Source organism: Paenibacillus campinasensis (genome assembly GCF_002272015.1).
GTDB classification, from domain to species: Bacteria; Bacillota; Bacilli; order Paenibacillales; family Paenibacillaceae; genus Paenibacillus_AQ; species Paenibacillus_AQ campinasensis.
Genome location: NZ_NPBY01000061.1, coordinates 87,163 through 102,049, shown reverse-complemented (window position 1 = coordinate 102,049; position 14,887 = coordinate 87,163). Strand labels below are relative to the sequence as shown.

The window sequence follows — 14,887 nt, the reverse complement described above, 5'->3', positions numbered from 1 at the left end:
ATAGGTATGTAATTGGTTTTTTGAAACAGTGACGAAGATTATTATATCGCATTTTGGAGAAAATTCAAAGCCTTTTTTTATTCATTATGGGAGCCCGAATCAGAGCCCGCTCCATAGGGTAATATGTAAACAACATGACAGCGAACAAGGAGCGTGAATGATATGAAACAGCTGCTGTCCTCCCTGTCCTATTTCAGCATCTTTTTTGCTCCCTTTATATTCCCCTTCCTCGTATGGGTTCTCTCGGACAACGCCTATATAGCCCGGCATGCGCGTCATGCGCTCCTCTCCCACCTGATTCCGGTTATTGCGGCCATCCCGCTTATCTACCTGATGTTTAACGCTGAGGTGCTCGGTTCCGTCATTATGTATCTGATCCTGTTTGGCCTGATTTATTTTCTGACTTTTGTGTACAACGTTCTGAAGGGGGTTCAGGTACTACGCGAATACGTTTAACGCGATCCCCCCCTAATATAAAAAAAGCCTGGCGACTTCTGTCACCAAGCTTTTTCCCCGCATATTCTGTGTTCTCACATATGCATTACATCCAGTTCGTGCCTTCGCTCAAACGCTGGTTCAACTGCTCGTACAATTGGCCAAAAGAGAGCAGCTGCTGCTTGAATGCATCCCGATTCTCCTCGGCAGTGGCCGTCGTACTGTTCTCGAACGCTTCGTCCGTCGCGTCCTCATAAGCGCTGTGCATACTGTTGTCATACCAATCTACCTCCAGGCTTGCATCACTGCGAACGAGCTTGACCAGCTCATAGCCGCCCAGAGGAGCCGAAGGCGTCAAGTAAGCGAGCAGGACGCTGTCTCCTTCCGTTGCCGGGTATACCTCAACCTCCGCGCAGGGCGCTCCATTCATTTCGGTAATCCGGCGAATTTTGACATCCTGTATCGTATACATCTCTGCATTCTCCTAACTATCGCACTGCGGACAGCACGGTTTAATATTGTTGTTCCAGACCCGGAATCAGCCTGAACTGCTCCATCTGCTTGCGTGTCTCTTCGGTTCCAAACCGGTAAATCGTCCGGTAGACCCGATCCAGCGAATCCTGAAACAGGGCGTTATTGCTTTGCTCCGGGGTGTCCGGCCATGGAAACACATAACCGGGAAAAGCTTCTTCCTCCTTCTCCTGCATCATGTCCAGCTCGATCCGAACTTGATCCGCCTCTTCGGGTGTCGCTTCAATCTCCCACTCGTAGGAGGCGTCCCCTTGCTGATTCATCACGGATTTGCTTTGAACGGAAACATAATATTTCTGTTTGTTCATGGACGGTTCACTCCTTTGTTCTACATTCGTCCTCCTCCCTAGTTTTCGTAAAAGGACAGACATTTTATGCCTTGCTTCGGCATATATCTGTATCACTTTCCCAAATAACCCCTTAAAGAAGGACAACGTATGACAAAGTGAAGAGAGGATGAGCCGTCATGTGCGGAATAACCGGTTTTATACAATGGAGCGGCGACTTGACCCAGGATTCGCAGCTGCTGGTCAAGATGACAGATAGTTTGGCCCACCGCGGACCTGACGGATCAGGCACTTGGATTTCCAATCCCTGCGCTTTTGGTCACCGCCGTCTTAGCGTGATTGATCCCGAGAATGGTGCCCAGCCGATGATCATTCATAAAGAAGAGGATGTATATGCCATTGTATACAACGGGGAGTTATATAATACGGCAGAGCTGAGAGCCGAACTGGTTGCGCGGGGACATCGGTTTCAGACCCAGTGCGACACGGAGGTACTGCTCGTCTCTTATATGGAGTGGGGACCGGATTGCCTTGAAAGGCTGAATGGAATTTTTGCCTTTGCCATCTGGGACAGCGTCAGAGAGCAGGTTTTTTTCGCGAGAGACCGCGTGGGCGTAAAGCCGCTGTTCTACAGCTACAAGGACGGCACGCTGATCTTCGGCTCCGAACCGAAAGCGATCCTTCAACATCCGAAGGTGGAGCCTGTCGTCGGTGCAGAGGGCTTGGCAGAAGTGTTCATCATCGGGCCTGCAAGAACCCCGGGACATGGCGTCTACAAGGACATATCCGAGCTGCGTCCGGGCTGTGCAATGATCTTCAACCGGGAGGGTCTGCGAAAATATAGCTATTGGAAGCTCGAAAGCAAGCCGCATGAGGACAATGTCGATCAGACGGCCCGCCATCTCCGCGATCTTCTGAGCGATACGGTGGAGCGACAGCTGGTATCCGATGTACCGGTCTGTTCGCTGCTGTCCGGCGGTCTGGATTCAAGCGCCCTGTCTTCCCTTGCCGTCGACTATTACAGCCGAACAGGGCAAGGCCAGGTCCATACGTATTCTGTGGACTATGTGGACAATGATAAGTTTTTCCAGTCCCATTCCTTCCAGCCCGGTGCCGACGCCCCCTGGATCAAACGCATGAGCGAGGAGCTTGGCACGCAGCATCACTGGATTGAATTTGACACACCGGAGCTTGTTGAAGCGCTTGATGCCTCAACCCGTCAGCGCGACCTGCCAGGGATGGCGGATGTCGATGCCTCCCTCTTCCTCTTTTGCCGCGAGATCAAGAAAGGCGCCACCGTTGCCATTTCCGGCGAAGCAGCAGACGAAATTTTTGGCGGATATCCATGGTTCCACCGGGAGGAAATGCTGAATTCCGGTACCTTCCCATGGTCGGTTGCACCTGACATGCGGGCAGGACTGCTCTCGCCAGAGATCCGGGAGTGGATCAAGCCGCTTGAATATCTCGGGGACCGATACTCCGAAGCTGTGGCCGAAGTTCCCGCACTCCAGGGCGAAACCGGCGAACAGCAGAAAATGCGGGTCATGTCTTACCTGAACATTACACGCTTCATGCCTACGCTGCTGGATCGTAAAGATCGGATGAGCATGGGCGTGGGCCTTGAAGTTCGGGTGCCTTATACCGATCATCGGCTAATTGAATATGTATGGAACATTCCATGGAGCATCAAAACGGCAGGAAACCGTGAGAAAGGCATCCTTCGCAAAGCGCTTGAGGGCGTTCTGCCCGATGACGTGCTGTATCGCAAAAAGAGCCCTTATCCCAAAACCCACAATCCGAACTATTTGACAGCCGTCAAACAGCAGGTGCTGTCGATCCTGGATGACTCAACCTCGCCGCTGCTCCCGCTGATTGATAAGAAAAAAATTCGCGAACTCGCCTCATCACCGGACGCCTCCTCCAATTTGCCTTGGTTCGGCCAGCTGATGTCGGGTCCCCAATTGTTCGCCTATTTGGCCCAGGTGCACTTCTGGCTGAAGGAGTACAATGTCGCGATCCGGTAACATCCATAAAACCACAAAAAAGGCCGGGGTATTGAGCAGTTAGGCTCATTCCTCGACCTTTTCCTGTCTATATGATGCTAAAGTGGCTAGCGGACGCAAGGGGCGTGAGACCCTTCCGGTCCGGATAACTTCAGCTCTCCTGCAATTGAGCCACAAGCTGACGCAGCGCTGCCCCCCGATGGCTGATCTCCTGCTTTTCCTCCACGCTAAGCTCCGCCATCGTTTTCTCATGGCTTGGCAGGTAGAACAACGGATCATAGCCGAAGCCACCGCAGCCCGCCGGCTCCGAGGTAATCCAGCCCTCGACGGTGCCCTCGGTCTCAATCTTGGTGCCGGATGCCGGATCATACAGCACGAGCGCGCATACGAATCGTGCCGTGCTGAGCAGCGGCTGCTCCGTATCTTCACCAAGCTTCAGCTTCTCCAGCTCCGCAAGCAGCTTGTTGTTATTCTCCTCATCGTTGCCATGTTCCCCGGCGTAACGGGCAGAGTACACCCCCGGCTCTCCGTTCAGAGCATCGACGCACAGGCCGGAATCATCGGCCAGCACCGGAAGCCCCAGCGCATCGCCAACCGCCTTTGCCTTCTTGTAAGCATTCTCGGCAAAGGTTGCGCCATCCTCCACCACGTCCGGCAATTCCGGATAATCATACATGCTTTTGACGGAAGTTCCAAATGCAGCGAAAGCATGGGAAAATTCCTTAACTTTGCCTTGATTACGTGTCGCAACAATTAGTGTGTCTCCAAGCTTTAGCTTCATTTGTTATCTTACACTCCCACTCTTGACTGAACCAATTTTATCGGCAATCGGACCAAGCGCTTCCTGCTGACGGCGGATCAGTTCCCGAATCCCCTTGTCACCCAGCTCAAGAATCTGGTCAAGCTCCTCGCGGGTGAACGGGCTTTCTTCACCGGTGCCCTGCACCTCGACAAAGTTGCCGCTTCCTGTCATCACCAGATTCATATCCACCTTGGCTTTGGAATCTTCCTCGTAATTGAGATCAAGAAGGGCCTCTCCACCGGCGATGCCTACACTGACCGAAGCCAGATAATCGGTGATCGGAAATACAGGCAGCTTATGCTGTTCCACAATTTTGTTAACCGCAATGGCAAGCGCAACGAATGACCCGGTAATGGAGGTGGTGCGCGTACCGCCGTCAGCCTGAATCACATCGCAGTCCAGCGTAATGGTACGCTCTCCAAGTGCATGCAGATTCACAACAGACCTGAGAGCTCTGCCGATCAGCCGCTGAATTTCCATCGTCCGGCCGCTGAGCTTTCCACGATTCGCTTCCCGTTGATTCCGGGATTGCGTAGCGCGCGGCAGCATCGAATACTCTGCCGTTACCCAGCCCTTTCCTTGTCCTTTCAGAAACGGAGGAACCTTCTCGTCGACGGTTGCCGTCACCAGCACCTTCGTGTCCCCCATTTCGATGTACACGGAGCCTTCCGCATATTTATTCACATGGGTCGATAAATTCATCGGGCGAAGCTCATCGCTCTTACGTCCGTTAGATCTCATGTTTTCTGCCTCCTACTTCATATCGCAATCCTGATTAGCATTCCCTATTCTACCAAAGTGCAGGCACAAAAGCACCCTCTGGACGGATGGCTTGCTTAAATGGAAATTTCGTTGATGCGCTCAGGACGGGTGACAGGTTCGCTGTAATTCAGGCTGTCGGTGCCGACCACCTCGGCCAGATCATTCATGCGGATTTTCACTTTGGCATTCTGTGCGTTCTCCGACACCGTCAGCACAACGGCCTGCAGCAGCTCCGAAGGAATCGGGTCTCCCTCCATGAACATGTCGTCCTCCAGCGCAACCGTCACCAGGCCATCCTCGCCCTGCTCAACAGAAGCTACGGCGGCATCCCCGGATATGACACTCTCCAGGCCATCTCCTGGCTGCGGCCCCCGGATCAGCTCATTCAGCGCTGCTTGAAGAGCGCTTTGCCCGCTTGGAACGAGTCGGGTTACCGGCACATAGTACTGAATCCCCTCCGGCGTCACCGAAGAGAAGTACACGGTTACCGGTGTAGAGGAGGAGTAGATCGCATCGTCCGCTTTCTGAAGATTGATGCCCAGCGCTCTGGTCAGCGGCCGGTCAACCGGTGTCCCGTTCACCGGCATCTCCGTCAGCTTCACACCGTCCACCCAAATCTGCAGCTGTTCAATCCCTTCCTGTCCGGTGAGCGTCCAGGTCAGCGCCTCCAGTATCCGCCGTTCCTCCTGAGCACTGTAGCTTGCAAACGCCGGGTTAAACTCGACCAGGGCCAGCTTGTTCTCCTCATCTACGGTAACATTGTTGACTTGCGTTCCTGGCGGCAATACCCCCTGGAAGCCTGGCGGTATATAAGCGGCGTATCTTCCTCCCTTGATCAGCACTTCCAGCGCGCTGCTCATGCTATCCGAGCCTTCCTCGCTCGGGATTCCCATCGTAACAGGCACCAGCATTCCACGGTTGTCCGTCAGATATACGGTCGTCTGCTCGCCAATCTCCCCTTGGGTTGCGGCCGAACCGATGCCGTTCATCATTTGTTCCTCCACTTGAGCCGGCGGGGGGTCGATCGCTTCAGACTGATTGCCTCCGAATGGACCGCAGCCGGATATCATGATCGGAACAGCAAGGAGCCCGGCGGCTGAAACTCTGCGCAGTGATCTCTTACGTGTCATGTATTGTTCCTCCCTAAATTTTGTACAGGTTGTACTCCTATGTATACGAGCCCTTTTCAAAAAAATACCCTCGTTCCCCTGTTTTCTGGACAAAGGGGTTGTGAAAAAAGTACAATCTTCAGTAAGCACCATCATTCAAACGAAGAATTCAATGAGGTGAGATCATGGCGGATACAAACATCCCTTACAGCCTGAACAGCAAAAAGGTAGCTGAAGCCACCTGGAAGTTGCTCGAAGAGCGGGGGGTTCACACCGAAGAGATCGCGGAGCTGGTTATGGTGCTTCAGAAGAAGTATTATCCAGACCTCTCGATGGAAGAATGTATCGAAAATGTCGAGGCCGTACTCAGCAAAAGAGAAGTCCAAAATGCCGTGCTGACCGGCATTCAGCTTGACATTCTGGCAGAGCAGGGCAAGCTGTTGTCCCCGCTCCAGGAATTGCTTGCCAATGACGAAAGCCTGTACGGCGTGGATGAAATTCTGGCCTTCTCCATCGTCAATGTTTATGGCAGCATCGGCTTCACGAATTACGGGTATATCGACAAGCTGAAGCCAGGGGTGCTTGAACGGCTGAACGATAAATCGGAAGGCATCGTAAACACCTTCCTCGACGACATCGTCGGCGCGATTGCAGCCGCAGCCAGCAGCCGGATCGCCCATCGCAAGCAAGAGGACCATGAAATTGAATAAGGCGAGCCAACCGCCCCGGAACAGGAGTAACAGCCAGTGCAACTGCCCCTAACGAGCAGCTGCTCTAAGCAAGCCTATGTACCGGCGTCGCCTGAAGCCTTAAAGCAAGTATAGAACGCCAAATAAACCTCTGATGATCAGAGGTTTATTTGTTTATCTATTCGAAGGCAAAGCCACCTGCTTGTCGAACGATCAGATCGGCGAGATTCCCCATATCTCCGACGCATACCGATGAATGGTGGCATCACTGGAGAAATGGCCTGCATGCGCGATGTTCTTCACCGATCTGGCCATCCAGGCGGAACGATCGACATAAGCGTGGTCCACAGCCGCCTGCGCCGCTAAGTAACTATGAAAATCCCCCAGCACAAAAAATTCATCGTTATGATCCAGCAAGGACTGATAAATAGCGATAAACTCCTGCTCTTGGGCACAAAACGGACCGGGCTGCACCAGCTGATCCACCACCCTTGAAATGTCCGGCATCCGCTCGTATATTTCCCGGGCTGCATAACCGCCGTCCCTGTAATAAGACAGCACCTGTTCGGCCCGAAGGCCAAACAGAAACATGTTGTCATCGCCCAGCAGCTCATGCATCTCCACATTCGCCCCATCCAGTGTGCCAATGGTCAAGGCGCCGTTCAGCATAAACTTCATATTGCCCGTGCCGGAGGCTTCCTTGCCAGCCGTCGAAATCTGCTCGCTCAGATCCGCTGCCGGGATAATCCGCTCTGCCAGGGAGACCGAGTAGTTCTCCAGAAATACGATGCGCAGCTTCTTGGAAACATCAGGATCGCTATTGACCGCATCCGCGACATTGTGAATGAGCTTGATGATGTTTTTGGCCAAATAATAACCTGGGGCCGCCTTCGCTCCGAATATGACGGTTCGCGGAACAACCTCAGCTGTCGGGTCGTCCTTGATCATGTTATACAGATGCATCACCCGCATAATGTTAAGCAATTGCCGCTTGTATCCGTGCAGCCGTTTCACTTGAACATCAAAGATCGAGTCCGGGTCCACGGCAATCCCCTGCTTGTCGAGGATATAGTCGGCCAACCGAAGCTTGTTATGCCGCTTGATCTCCTGAAGCTTTTCTTGAAAAGAAGCATCATGCTGGAGCGGCTCCAGCAAGCGAAGCTGACGCGGACTTAACATCCAGTCCGTTCCGATCGCTTCGACAATCAGACCGCTGAGCGCAGGGTTGCAATACAACAGCCAGCGGCGATGGGTGATGCCGTTCGTTTTGTTGTTGAAACGTTCCGGGTAGAGCTGGTAGAAAGGCGCCATCACCTGGCTTTTTAGCAATTCGGTATGCAAGGCGGCCACGCCGTTCACACTGTAGCTCCCGGCGATTGCCAGATGCGCCATCCGAATCTGTTCGCCTTCGATGATAGCCAGCCGTGCGATCCGCTCCGGATCGCCGGGATAACGGTCAAGCAGCATCGCGCAGAACCGCTTGTTAATCTCTTCAATTATCATGTACACACGGGGAAGCAGTTCTCTGACCATGCCGACCGGCCACTGCTCCAGTGCCTCGCTCAGCAAAGTATGATTAGTGTACGACACCGTCCGGCTTGTAATGTCCCACGCTTCCTCCCAGCCAAAGCCGAGCTCGTCAATCAACAGCCGCATCAGCTCGGGAATGACAAGTGTCGGATGGGTATCGTTAATATGCACCGCCACATAATCCGGCAGCTCACGGTAAGGCCGACCCAGCTTGGCAAAGGTGCGGAGAATGCTCTGGATGCCCGCCGAACAGAGAAAATACTGCTGCTTCAGCCGAAGCAGCTTCCCTTCATAAGCGGAATCATCCGGGTACAGAAATTCCGAGATCGATTCCACGGAGCGGTTGTAATCCAAATATTGATGATACCCATGCTGGCCTCCCGGCCCGATCCGGCTCATGTCGGTGACGGATTCGGCGCTCCACAGGCGCAGCGTATTCACGCTTCCTTCGCCATAACCGATCACCGGCACATCGTAGGGAACCGCGCGTATCCGCTCCTGGTCAACAGTGCGGAATACGAGCCTCCCGGCTTCCTCCGCGATTTCGACCCGCCCCCAGAAATGCACCTCCACCGCCTTGTCAGCCCGCCGTTCTTCCCACACATTGCCGCGCTGAAGCCAGTTGTCCGGCAGCTCTACCTGATGACCGTCAATGATCTTCTGCTCGAACAGACCATACTTGTAGCGGATGCCGCAGCCATGTCCTGCATACCGCAGCGATGCCATGGAATCCAGGAAGCAGGCAGCAAGACGACCGAGACCGCCGTTGCCAAGCCCTGCGTCCGTCTCCTGCTCTTCGACCGCCTCCCAATCCCATCCGAGCTCGGCAAGTCCGGTCCGCACCATATCCAGCAAGTCCAAATTAAGCAGGTTGTTGCCGAGCAGACGTCCGATCAGAAATTCCAGCGAAAAGTAGTACACCTGCTTCTGCCCCGTTTCCCGGTACATGCGGTTCGTCGTGGCCCATGGCCGCCCGGCATGCTCCCGAACCATACTGCCAAGCACCTTGTATACATCCCCGGGCGTCGCTTCCTCCACTGCCTTCCCCAATCGGCTGACCAGCTGTTCCTTGAAATGCTGTTTGAATGACTCCTTGTCGTTAAACAACGTCGTTCCTCCTGACCCATCCTATTGGCGGTTAGATTGAGACATCCTTGGCGATCACAAAAGGCTTGCGATAATCGCCCTGCAGCTGATGATCGCGGGAGATGATGACATCTTTGTCCAGGATGACATTCTCAAGCCGGACGTTTTCACCGATGACACATTTTTGCATGATGATGGAATTGTGAATGCTTGCGCCTCGCTTTACCTGGACTCCGCGAAACAGAATGCTGTTCTTCACTTCCCCTTCGATCCAGCAGCCGTTGGCCACCAAGGCATTGCTGACGTCCGCCGTGTCCAAATATTTAGCGGGCACCTCGTATTTGATCTTCGTATGAACGGTCCGCTTGCCAAACAGACTATCATACGTTTGGGGATTCAGCAGGTTCATGCTGGTCCGGTAATAGCTCTCCAGCGAATTGATCACGGCATGGTAGCCCTTGTATTCATAGGCGGCGATGCTCAGCTTGTGGCGGTTCTTCATAAGGGCATCGCGAAAGAAGTGCTTTCCGCCATGGGCGATGCAGTGCTCAGCAAGCTCCAGGAACAGCGACTTCTCCATCACAAACATCTCCATATATATGCAGTCATGCCGCTGCTCGTAATGAATATCTGCAACGCTGCCGTCCTCGTCAACGTCCAACCGGTAGCAGAACCGGTGCTCGGGTCTTGGCGAAGGGACGCGGGTATAGACCAGCGTCACATCCGCTTTCTTCTCCAGATGGTAAGCATGGACTGCGTTCAGATCCACCGTGCTCAGATGCTGGCTGCCGGCATGGACGATATGGGAGGCGGCCCCGCGCTCGAAAAAATCGAGATTATTGTTGATATGCCTCAGCTCTCCTGCTGACATATCCGTCTCATCGTTCCAGTCGGGCGGCAGTATGAACAGCCCTCCCCGCTTGCGGTTCATATCCCAGGGGCGCCCCTCGCCAAGATGATCCATCAGGGAACGATATTTCCGCCGCACGAAAATCGCAATATCCTGGATCCCGGCATGCATCATGCTCGACATAATGAAGTCGATCAACCGGTATCTGCCTGCGAACGGGACCGCAGCCCCGCAGCGATAATAGGTCAATTCATTCAGCACATCCCGTTCCCGATCCAGATTAATAATGCCCATCAGCTCTCTCATCGTTCCTGCCTCCTGTTCCTACCCCTGATCCGTGCGGAGCGAAGAGGTCTGAAGCAGCTTCAGCCCCTCTTCGTCTTGTCCGGTAATGAGCGTGATTTCAGCTTCAGCCGCATCCGGCGTCCCGATCACCGCATGGTCTCCGATTTCCATATCCTCCGTGATAATCGCCCGGTGTATCCGCACATTGCGACCGATGCGGGCCTTCGGCATAATGACCGAGTCGGTGATGACGCTCCCTTCGCCGACCTCCACGCCGTAGAACAGCACAGAGCGCACCACCTCTCCGCTAACCGCGCATCCTTCGCTGATCATACTGTTCCGAACGATGCCCTGGGGAGAAATATACTGCGGTGGCTGATTCGGATTACGGGTATAAATGCGCCATCTCGGATCGTTCAGATTCAGCTTCGGCTGAGCAGTCAGCAGATCCATATTGGCTTCCCACAGACTCTGAATGGTGCCGACATCCTTCCAGTAGCCGTCAAACGGATAAGCATACAGGCTCCTGCCCTCCCTGAGCATCAGCGGCAGAATATCCTTTCCGAAATCATGGCTTGTATCCGTGAGCTCGGCATTGCGGAGCAGGTAGGACCGAAGCAGCGGCCACCGAAACAGATAGACGCCCATCGACGCGGTCGTGCTTTTCGGACTAATGGGCTTCTCTTCAAATTCGAGAATGCGGTACCTGTCATCGGTGTTAATCATCCCGAATCGGGTAGCTTCCTCCAGCGTCACTTCAATGACCGATATCGTGCAATCTGCCTGCTTCTCCTTGTGATACGCAAGCATGCGATCATAATCCATCTTGTAAATGTGATCCCCGGACAGAATCAGCACATGGTCAGGCTCATACTGATCAATGAACTTCAGATTGCGAAAAATCGCATCCGCGGTGCCCCGGTACCACGTCGTACCGTCTTCGCGTTCATGAGGAGGGAGCACATAAACGCCTCCGCTTAACCGATCCAGATCCCAGTCGCTGCCGACACCGATATACGAATGCAGCACGAGCGGCTCGTACTGGGTCAGCACCCCGACCGTGTCTATGCCGGAGTGGGAGCAATTGCTGAGCGGAAAATCGATAATGCGGTAGGTTCCCCCGAAATAAACCGCCGGCTTCGCCAGCGTTTTCGTTAAGCCTTTCAGCCGCTTGCCCTGGCCTCCGGCAAGCAGCATGGCGACGACATCTTTTTTCTTCATGGCCGATTCTCCTTTAGAGGCGCTTGATCCAGAATCTTAGACAAGAAATCAGGCGGTTGAATGCCAAGAAACGAGCAGCACTTGCTTGCAAAAAGGACGGGGCATCATGGAGATGCATCAGACTGAAACATGGGGCTTGAGACGTTTGAGAGCGTTGCTTAAAGAGGAAAGGTATTCAAGTATATGCGAGAGAAGCGGGAACTCTGACTGCGAGATTGACAATGATTCGAAAATCGGATACGTAAAAAAACCGCCTGCGCTACGCATGAGAAGTCAAACGTGCAGCAGGCGGTCAGTTTTTAGTTCAGTCGCTCACGGTAAAATAAAGCGCGCCGCCCGTGCCTTCGGCCATCCGGGCGTTATGGCGCCGGGCCAGCTCGGCGAGATGGGCCAGCGCTTCGCACATGGCGAAGCGCAGCTGATGGATGCCGAGCGAGTCGCCGAAGAGGGCGGTGCATACCTCGTAGGCGGTCAGCTGCCCGGCCTCGCGCAGCAGGCCGGCGATGTGGGCCAGACGCTCCTCGTGGTGCTCGAGGAGCGCGTCGATCCGTTCACGGAAATGCGTGAACGGGTTACGATGTCCGGGATATGCCGTCCGGACATCCAGCTCGCGCAGGCGGCGCAGCCCGGCCAGGTAGAGCGCCAGCGGCGCCTCATCGCTCCCGGGCAGCAAGCTTACGTTAGGCGAGATTTGCGGCAGCACGGCATCGCCGCACAGCAGCACCCCGCGGTCGGCATCATAGAATGACAGATGCCCGGGAGCATGTCCGGCCGTTTCGATCGGGAGCCAGCGGCGATCGCCCATATGAAACGGTCGCCCCGCCTCCAGGAAGGAGACGTCCGGCTGCGGCGTGACCTGGGCGTTAAAGCCCTTGAGATGGGCCGGAAGCTCAGCCAGCCGGTGCTCCGGCATGCCGTGAAGACGAAACAGCGACGGAAGCGCCGTCTCCATCGCGGAATTCGGCCCCCACATCAGCATCGCTTCCTGGTGCGCACGCCGCGACATCCATACACGGCCCCCGGAGCGTGCCTGGAACCATCCGGCAAGCCCATAATGGTCGGGATGATGATGGGTCAGCACGATGGAGGCAATGTCGCCTGGCGTAATGCCCAGCTGCGTCAGCGCCGCCTCCCACTCCCGCTCCGAGCCTTCGGTTCGCGGCCCCGGATCGATGATGGTCACGCCCTCATCCCCGCGCAGCACATAGCTGTTCACCCACCGCAGTGGGTTGTCCAGCGTTATTTTCACCTGTGCAAGATGATGCTCCGGCATTTCCTTCACTTCCGGGCCCGGCTCCCGCTGCTGCTTGCTCATGCCTCTAACTCCTCCGTCCACAGACTGTTGTAGGTTGTAGCTCATCTGACTCCATCATAAGCCGGAAACCACACTCATGTACATAGTTTCTGGGGATTAACGTTTCATGCATTCATCGGACCCGTCAAGCCAGCTCCTCGGCGTCTAGCGTGCCACATCTGCCGCCTGACGTACATGCTGCACCGCTTCGGCAGCCGGGATTGTTGTCTTGATCCCGTCTTCACCCATCCACTCAATTTCGCCCGAAGCCGCTCCGCGCCCGACAATGATCCGATGCGGTGCGCCAATCAGATCGGCATCCTTGAATTTGACGCCTGGCCGTTCATCGCGATCGTCGAGCAGCACATCCACCCCTGCCGCCCCGAGCTCGGCATAGAGCTGCTCGGCCAGAGCGCGCTGCTCTTCATCCTTCATCGACACCTGGATGATATGCGCTGCGAACGGCGCAACCGACATCGGCCAGACGAGCCGATCCTCCACAATGCTCTGCTCGGCTACAGCTGCCATGACCCGCGACACCCCGATGCCATAACAACCCATCACAAGCGGTTTCTCCCGGCCATCCGAATCGAGGAAGGTCGCATTCATCGCCTCGCTGTATTTGGTGCCAAGCTTGAATACATGCCCCAGTTCAATGCCGCGATGGAACTCCAGCGCTTGACCGCAGCGCGGGCAAGGTTCGCCCTCTGTCACATTCCGGAAATCCCCGGTAAATTCCAGCGCAAAGTCCTTCCCGGGACGAGCGCCTGTGAGATGGGTATCAATCCGGTTCGCGCCTGTAATCCCTTCAGCCATAGCTGCAACCTCATGATCCACCAAGATGTTTAAGGTCAGGCCGACCGGACCGACAAAGCCGACCGGCGCACCGGCGGCCTGCAGAACCTCGTCCGCACCGGCGAGCTCCACTTGCTCCGCCTTCAGATAGGATTTCACCTTCGTATCATTCACTTCGCGATCTCCACGAACCAGCACGGCGTACAGCTCGCCGTCTGCACGATACACCAGCGTCTTGATGATCTGCTCCGGCCCAGTCCGCAGAAATGCGCTCAGTTCCTCGATGCTTTTAACATTCGGCGTACGCACCTCGGACGGTGCCTGTCCATCGGTACTTGCATGTGGATGATTTCCCGAGCTCCCCGCCGTCCGGCCAGACTCCGCCCGTTCCAGATTGGCAGCGTAATCGCAGGCGCTGCAGGATACGATGATGTCCTCACCGATGTCTGCCAGCGCCATGAACTCATGTGTCTCCCCCTGCCCGCCGATCGAGCCCGCATCGGCTTCAACGGGCCGGAATGTCAAGCCGCAGCGGCCGAAGATGCGCTCATAGGCGGCATACATCGTCCGGTATGCAGCATCAAGCCCTGCCCAGTCGCGATCGAATGAATACGCATCCTTCATCAGAAACTCCCGTCCCCGCATCAGGCCAAACCGCGGCCGCCGCTCGTCCCGGTATTTCGTCTGAATTTGGTACAGATTGACCGGTAGTCTTCGATAAGACGATATTTCATTGCGCACGATCGACGTAATCACTTCTTCATGCGTCGGCCCGAGCACAAATTCCCGCTCCTGGCGATCATGGAGCCGGATCAGTTCGGCTCCATAGGCGCCATACCGGCCGGATTCCTTCCACAGCTCAGCAGGCTGAATGGCAGGCATCCACATTTCTTGGGCGCCGGCGGCATCCATCTCCTGCCGAATCATGTGTTCGATCTTCCGCAGCACCCGCCAGCCCAGCGGTAAATAGGAATAAATCCCTGCCGCAATCTGCCGGATATAGCCGCCGCGAAGCAGCCATTGGTGGCTTCGTGCCTCAGCTTCAGACGGCACATCACGCAGCGTAGTCAGCAATAATTGGCTTTGACGCATCTGTTCTCTCCCCTTTGTATATCATGACTGGATTCATCCCAAGGACAACACAAAAAAAGCACATCCGCCGAAAGGGACGAATGTGCTCGTGGTACCACCCTGATTCAATTCTTGCG

13 protein-coding genes are annotated in these 14,887 nt (G+C 55.1%); 3 read left to right on the top strand and 10 right to left on the bottom strand.

Annotation, left to right across the window (positions count from 1 at the left end; all coding sequences use genetic code 11):
• Nucleotides 1-162 precede the first annotated feature (162 nt).
• Nucleotides 163-456 carry a magnetosome magnetite crystal formation protein family gene (locus CHH67_RS19360; protein WP_095266952.1) on the top strand — a complete coding sequence of 98 codons (294 nt, stop codon included), beginning with the start codon at nt 163-165 and terminating at the stop codon, nt 454-456.
• A gap of 85 nt (nt 457-541) precedes the next feature.
• Here CHH67_RS19360 and CHH67_RS19355 read toward each other — a convergent pair whose 3' ends face one another.
• Together CHH67_RS19355 and CHH67_RS19350 are read right to left on the bottom strand one after the other, a co-directional pair.
• Nucleotides 542-907 (bottom strand): hypothetical protein, encoded by a 366-nt coding sequence (locus CHH67_RS19355; RefSeq protein ID WP_095266950.1) that lies wholly within the window; start codon nt 905-907, stop codon nt 542-544.
• A gap of 40 nt (nt 908-947) precedes the next feature.
• Complete coding sequence (locus CHH67_RS19350; protein ID WP_095266948.1) at nt 948-1,274, bottom strand: hypothetical protein; 327 nt, start codon at nt 1,272-1,274, stop codon at nt 948-950.
• A 158-nt stretch (nt 1,275-1,432) separates the two neighbouring features.
• Here CHH67_RS19350 and asnB point away from each other — a divergent pair, with 158 nt between their 5' ends.
• Nucleotides 1,433-3,277 carry an asparagine synthase (glutamine-hydrolyzing) gene (asnB, locus tag CHH67_RS19345; RefSeq protein WP_095266946.1) on the top strand — a complete coding sequence of 615 codons (1,845 nt, stop codon included), beginning with the start codon at nt 1,433-1,435 and terminating at the stop codon, nt 3,275-3,277.
• Between the two features lie 130 nt (nt 3,278-3,407).
• Here asnB and CHH67_RS19340 read toward each other — a convergent pair whose 3' ends face one another.
• From CHH67_RS19340 to CHH67_RS19330, 3 genes are all read right to left on the bottom strand, one after another.
• The gene (locus tag CHH67_RS19340; protein WP_095266944.1) at nt 3,408-4,037 is read right to left on the bottom strand and encodes an XTP/dITP diphosphatase; all 630 of its coding nucleotides are present in this window, start codon (nt 4,035-4,037) and stop codon (nt 3,408-3,410) included.
• A 3-nt stretch (nt 4,038-4,040) separates the two neighbouring features.
• Nucleotides 4,041-4,799, bottom strand: coding sequence for a ribonuclease PH (gene rph, locus CHH67_RS19335; RefSeq protein WP_095266942.1), 759 nt, complete (start codon nt 4,797-4,799; stop codon nt 4,041-4,043).
• A 95-nt stretch (nt 4,800-4,894) separates the two neighbouring features.
• Entirely contained in the window at nt 4,895-5,950 is a 1,056-nt protein-coding gene (locus CHH67_RS19330; protein WP_095266940.1) for a GerMN domain-containing protein, read from the bottom strand.
• 164 nt (nt 5,951-6,114) lie between these two features.
• On the opposite strand from CHH67_RS19330, the gene CHH67_RS19325 reads away from it, so the two are divergent.
• Nucleotides 6,115-6,639 (top strand): phosphatidylglycerophosphatase A family protein, encoded by a 525-nt coding sequence (locus tag CHH67_RS19325; RefSeq protein WP_095266938.1) that lies wholly within the window; start codon nt 6,115-6,117, stop codon nt 6,637-6,639.
• A 192-nt stretch (nt 6,640-6,831) separates the two neighbouring features.
• Here the strand turns inward: CHH67_RS19325 and CHH67_RS19320 are convergent, their stop codons facing one another.
• The 5 genes from CHH67_RS19320 to CHH67_RS19300 form a co-directional block, all read right to left on the bottom strand.
• On the bottom strand, nt 6,832-9,255 hold the full coding sequence (locus CHH67_RS19320; RefSeq protein ID WP_095266936.1) for a glycogen/starch/alpha-glucan phosphorylase: 2,424 nt from the start codon (nt 9,253-9,255) through the stop codon (nt 6,832-6,834).
• Nucleotides 9,256-9,286: 31 nt separating this feature from the next.
• Complete coding sequence (gene glgD / locus CHH67_RS19315; RefSeq protein WP_095266934.1) at nt 9,287-10,390, bottom strand: glucose-1-phosphate adenylyltransferase subunit GlgD; 1,104 nt, start codon at nt 10,388-10,390, stop codon at nt 9,287-9,289.
• Nucleotides 10,391-10,408: 18 nt separating this feature from the next.
• Nucleotides 10,409-11,590, bottom strand: a complete 1,182-nt coding sequence (locus tag CHH67_RS19310; RefSeq protein WP_095266932.1) for a glucose-1-phosphate adenylyltransferase — start codon at nt 11,588-11,590, stop codon at nt 10,409-10,411.
• A gap of 304 nt (nt 11,591-11,894) precedes the next feature.
• Nucleotides 11,895-12,905: an MBL fold metallo-hydrolase gene (locus CHH67_RS19305; protein ID WP_095266931.1), complete on the bottom strand. Its 1,011-nt coding sequence runs from the start codon at nt 12,903-12,905 to the stop codon at nt 11,895-11,897.
• Nucleotides 12,906-13,049: 144 nt separating this feature from the next.
• The gene (locus tag CHH67_RS19300) at nt 13,050-14,771 is read right to left on the bottom strand and encodes a proline--tRNA ligase (protein ID WP_095266929.1); all 1,722 of its coding nucleotides are present in this window, start codon (nt 14,769-14,771) and stop codon (nt 13,050-13,052) included.
• Between the last annotated feature and the right edge of the window lie 116 nt (nt 14,772-14,887).

Coding starts and splice junctions, on each gene's coding strand:
- CHH67_RS19360 (WP_095266952.1), top strand. CDS start 163: ATGAAACAGCTGCTGTCCTCCCTGTCCTATTTCAGCATCTTTTTTGCT.
- CHH67_RS19355 (WP_095266950.1), bottom strand. CDS start 907: ATGTATACGATACAGGATGTCAAAATTCGCCGGATTACCGAAATGAAT.
- CHH67_RS19350 (WP_095266948.1), bottom strand. CDS start 1,274: ATGAACAAACAGAAATATTATGTTTCCGTTCAAAGCAAATCCGTGATG.
- asnB (WP_095266946.1), top strand. CDS start 1,433: ATGTGCGGAATAACCGGTTTTATACAATGGAGCGGCGACTTGACCCAG.
- CHH67_RS19340 (WP_095266944.1), bottom strand. CDS start 4,037: ATGAAGCTAAAGCTTGGAGACACACTAATTGTTGCGACACGTAATCAA.
- rph (WP_095266942.1), bottom strand. CDS start 4,799: ATGAGATCTAACGGACGTAAGAGCGATGAGCTTCGCCCGATGAATTTA.
- CHH67_RS19330 (WP_095266940.1), bottom strand. CDS start 5,950: ATGACACGTAAGAGATCACTGCGCAGAGTTTCAGCCGCCGGGCTCCTT.
- CHH67_RS19325 (WP_095266938.1), top strand. CDS start 6,115: ATGGCGGATACAAACATCCCTTACAGCCTGAACAGCAAAAAGGTAGCT.
- glgD (WP_095266934.1), bottom strand. CDS start 10,390: ATGAGAGAGCTGATGGGCATTATTAATCTGGATCGGGAACGGGATGTG.
- CHH67_RS19310 (WP_095266932.1), bottom strand. CDS start 11,590: ATGAAGAAAAAAGATGTCGTCGCCATGCTGCTTGCCGGAGGCCAGGGC.
- CHH67_RS19305 (WP_095266931.1), bottom strand. CDS start 12,905: ATGAGCAAGCAGCAGCGGGAGCCGGGCCCGGAAGTGAAGGAAATGCCG.
- CHH67_RS19300 (WP_095266929.1), bottom strand. CDS start 14,771: ATGCGTCAAAGCCAATTATTGCTGACTACGCTGCGTGATGTGCCGTCT.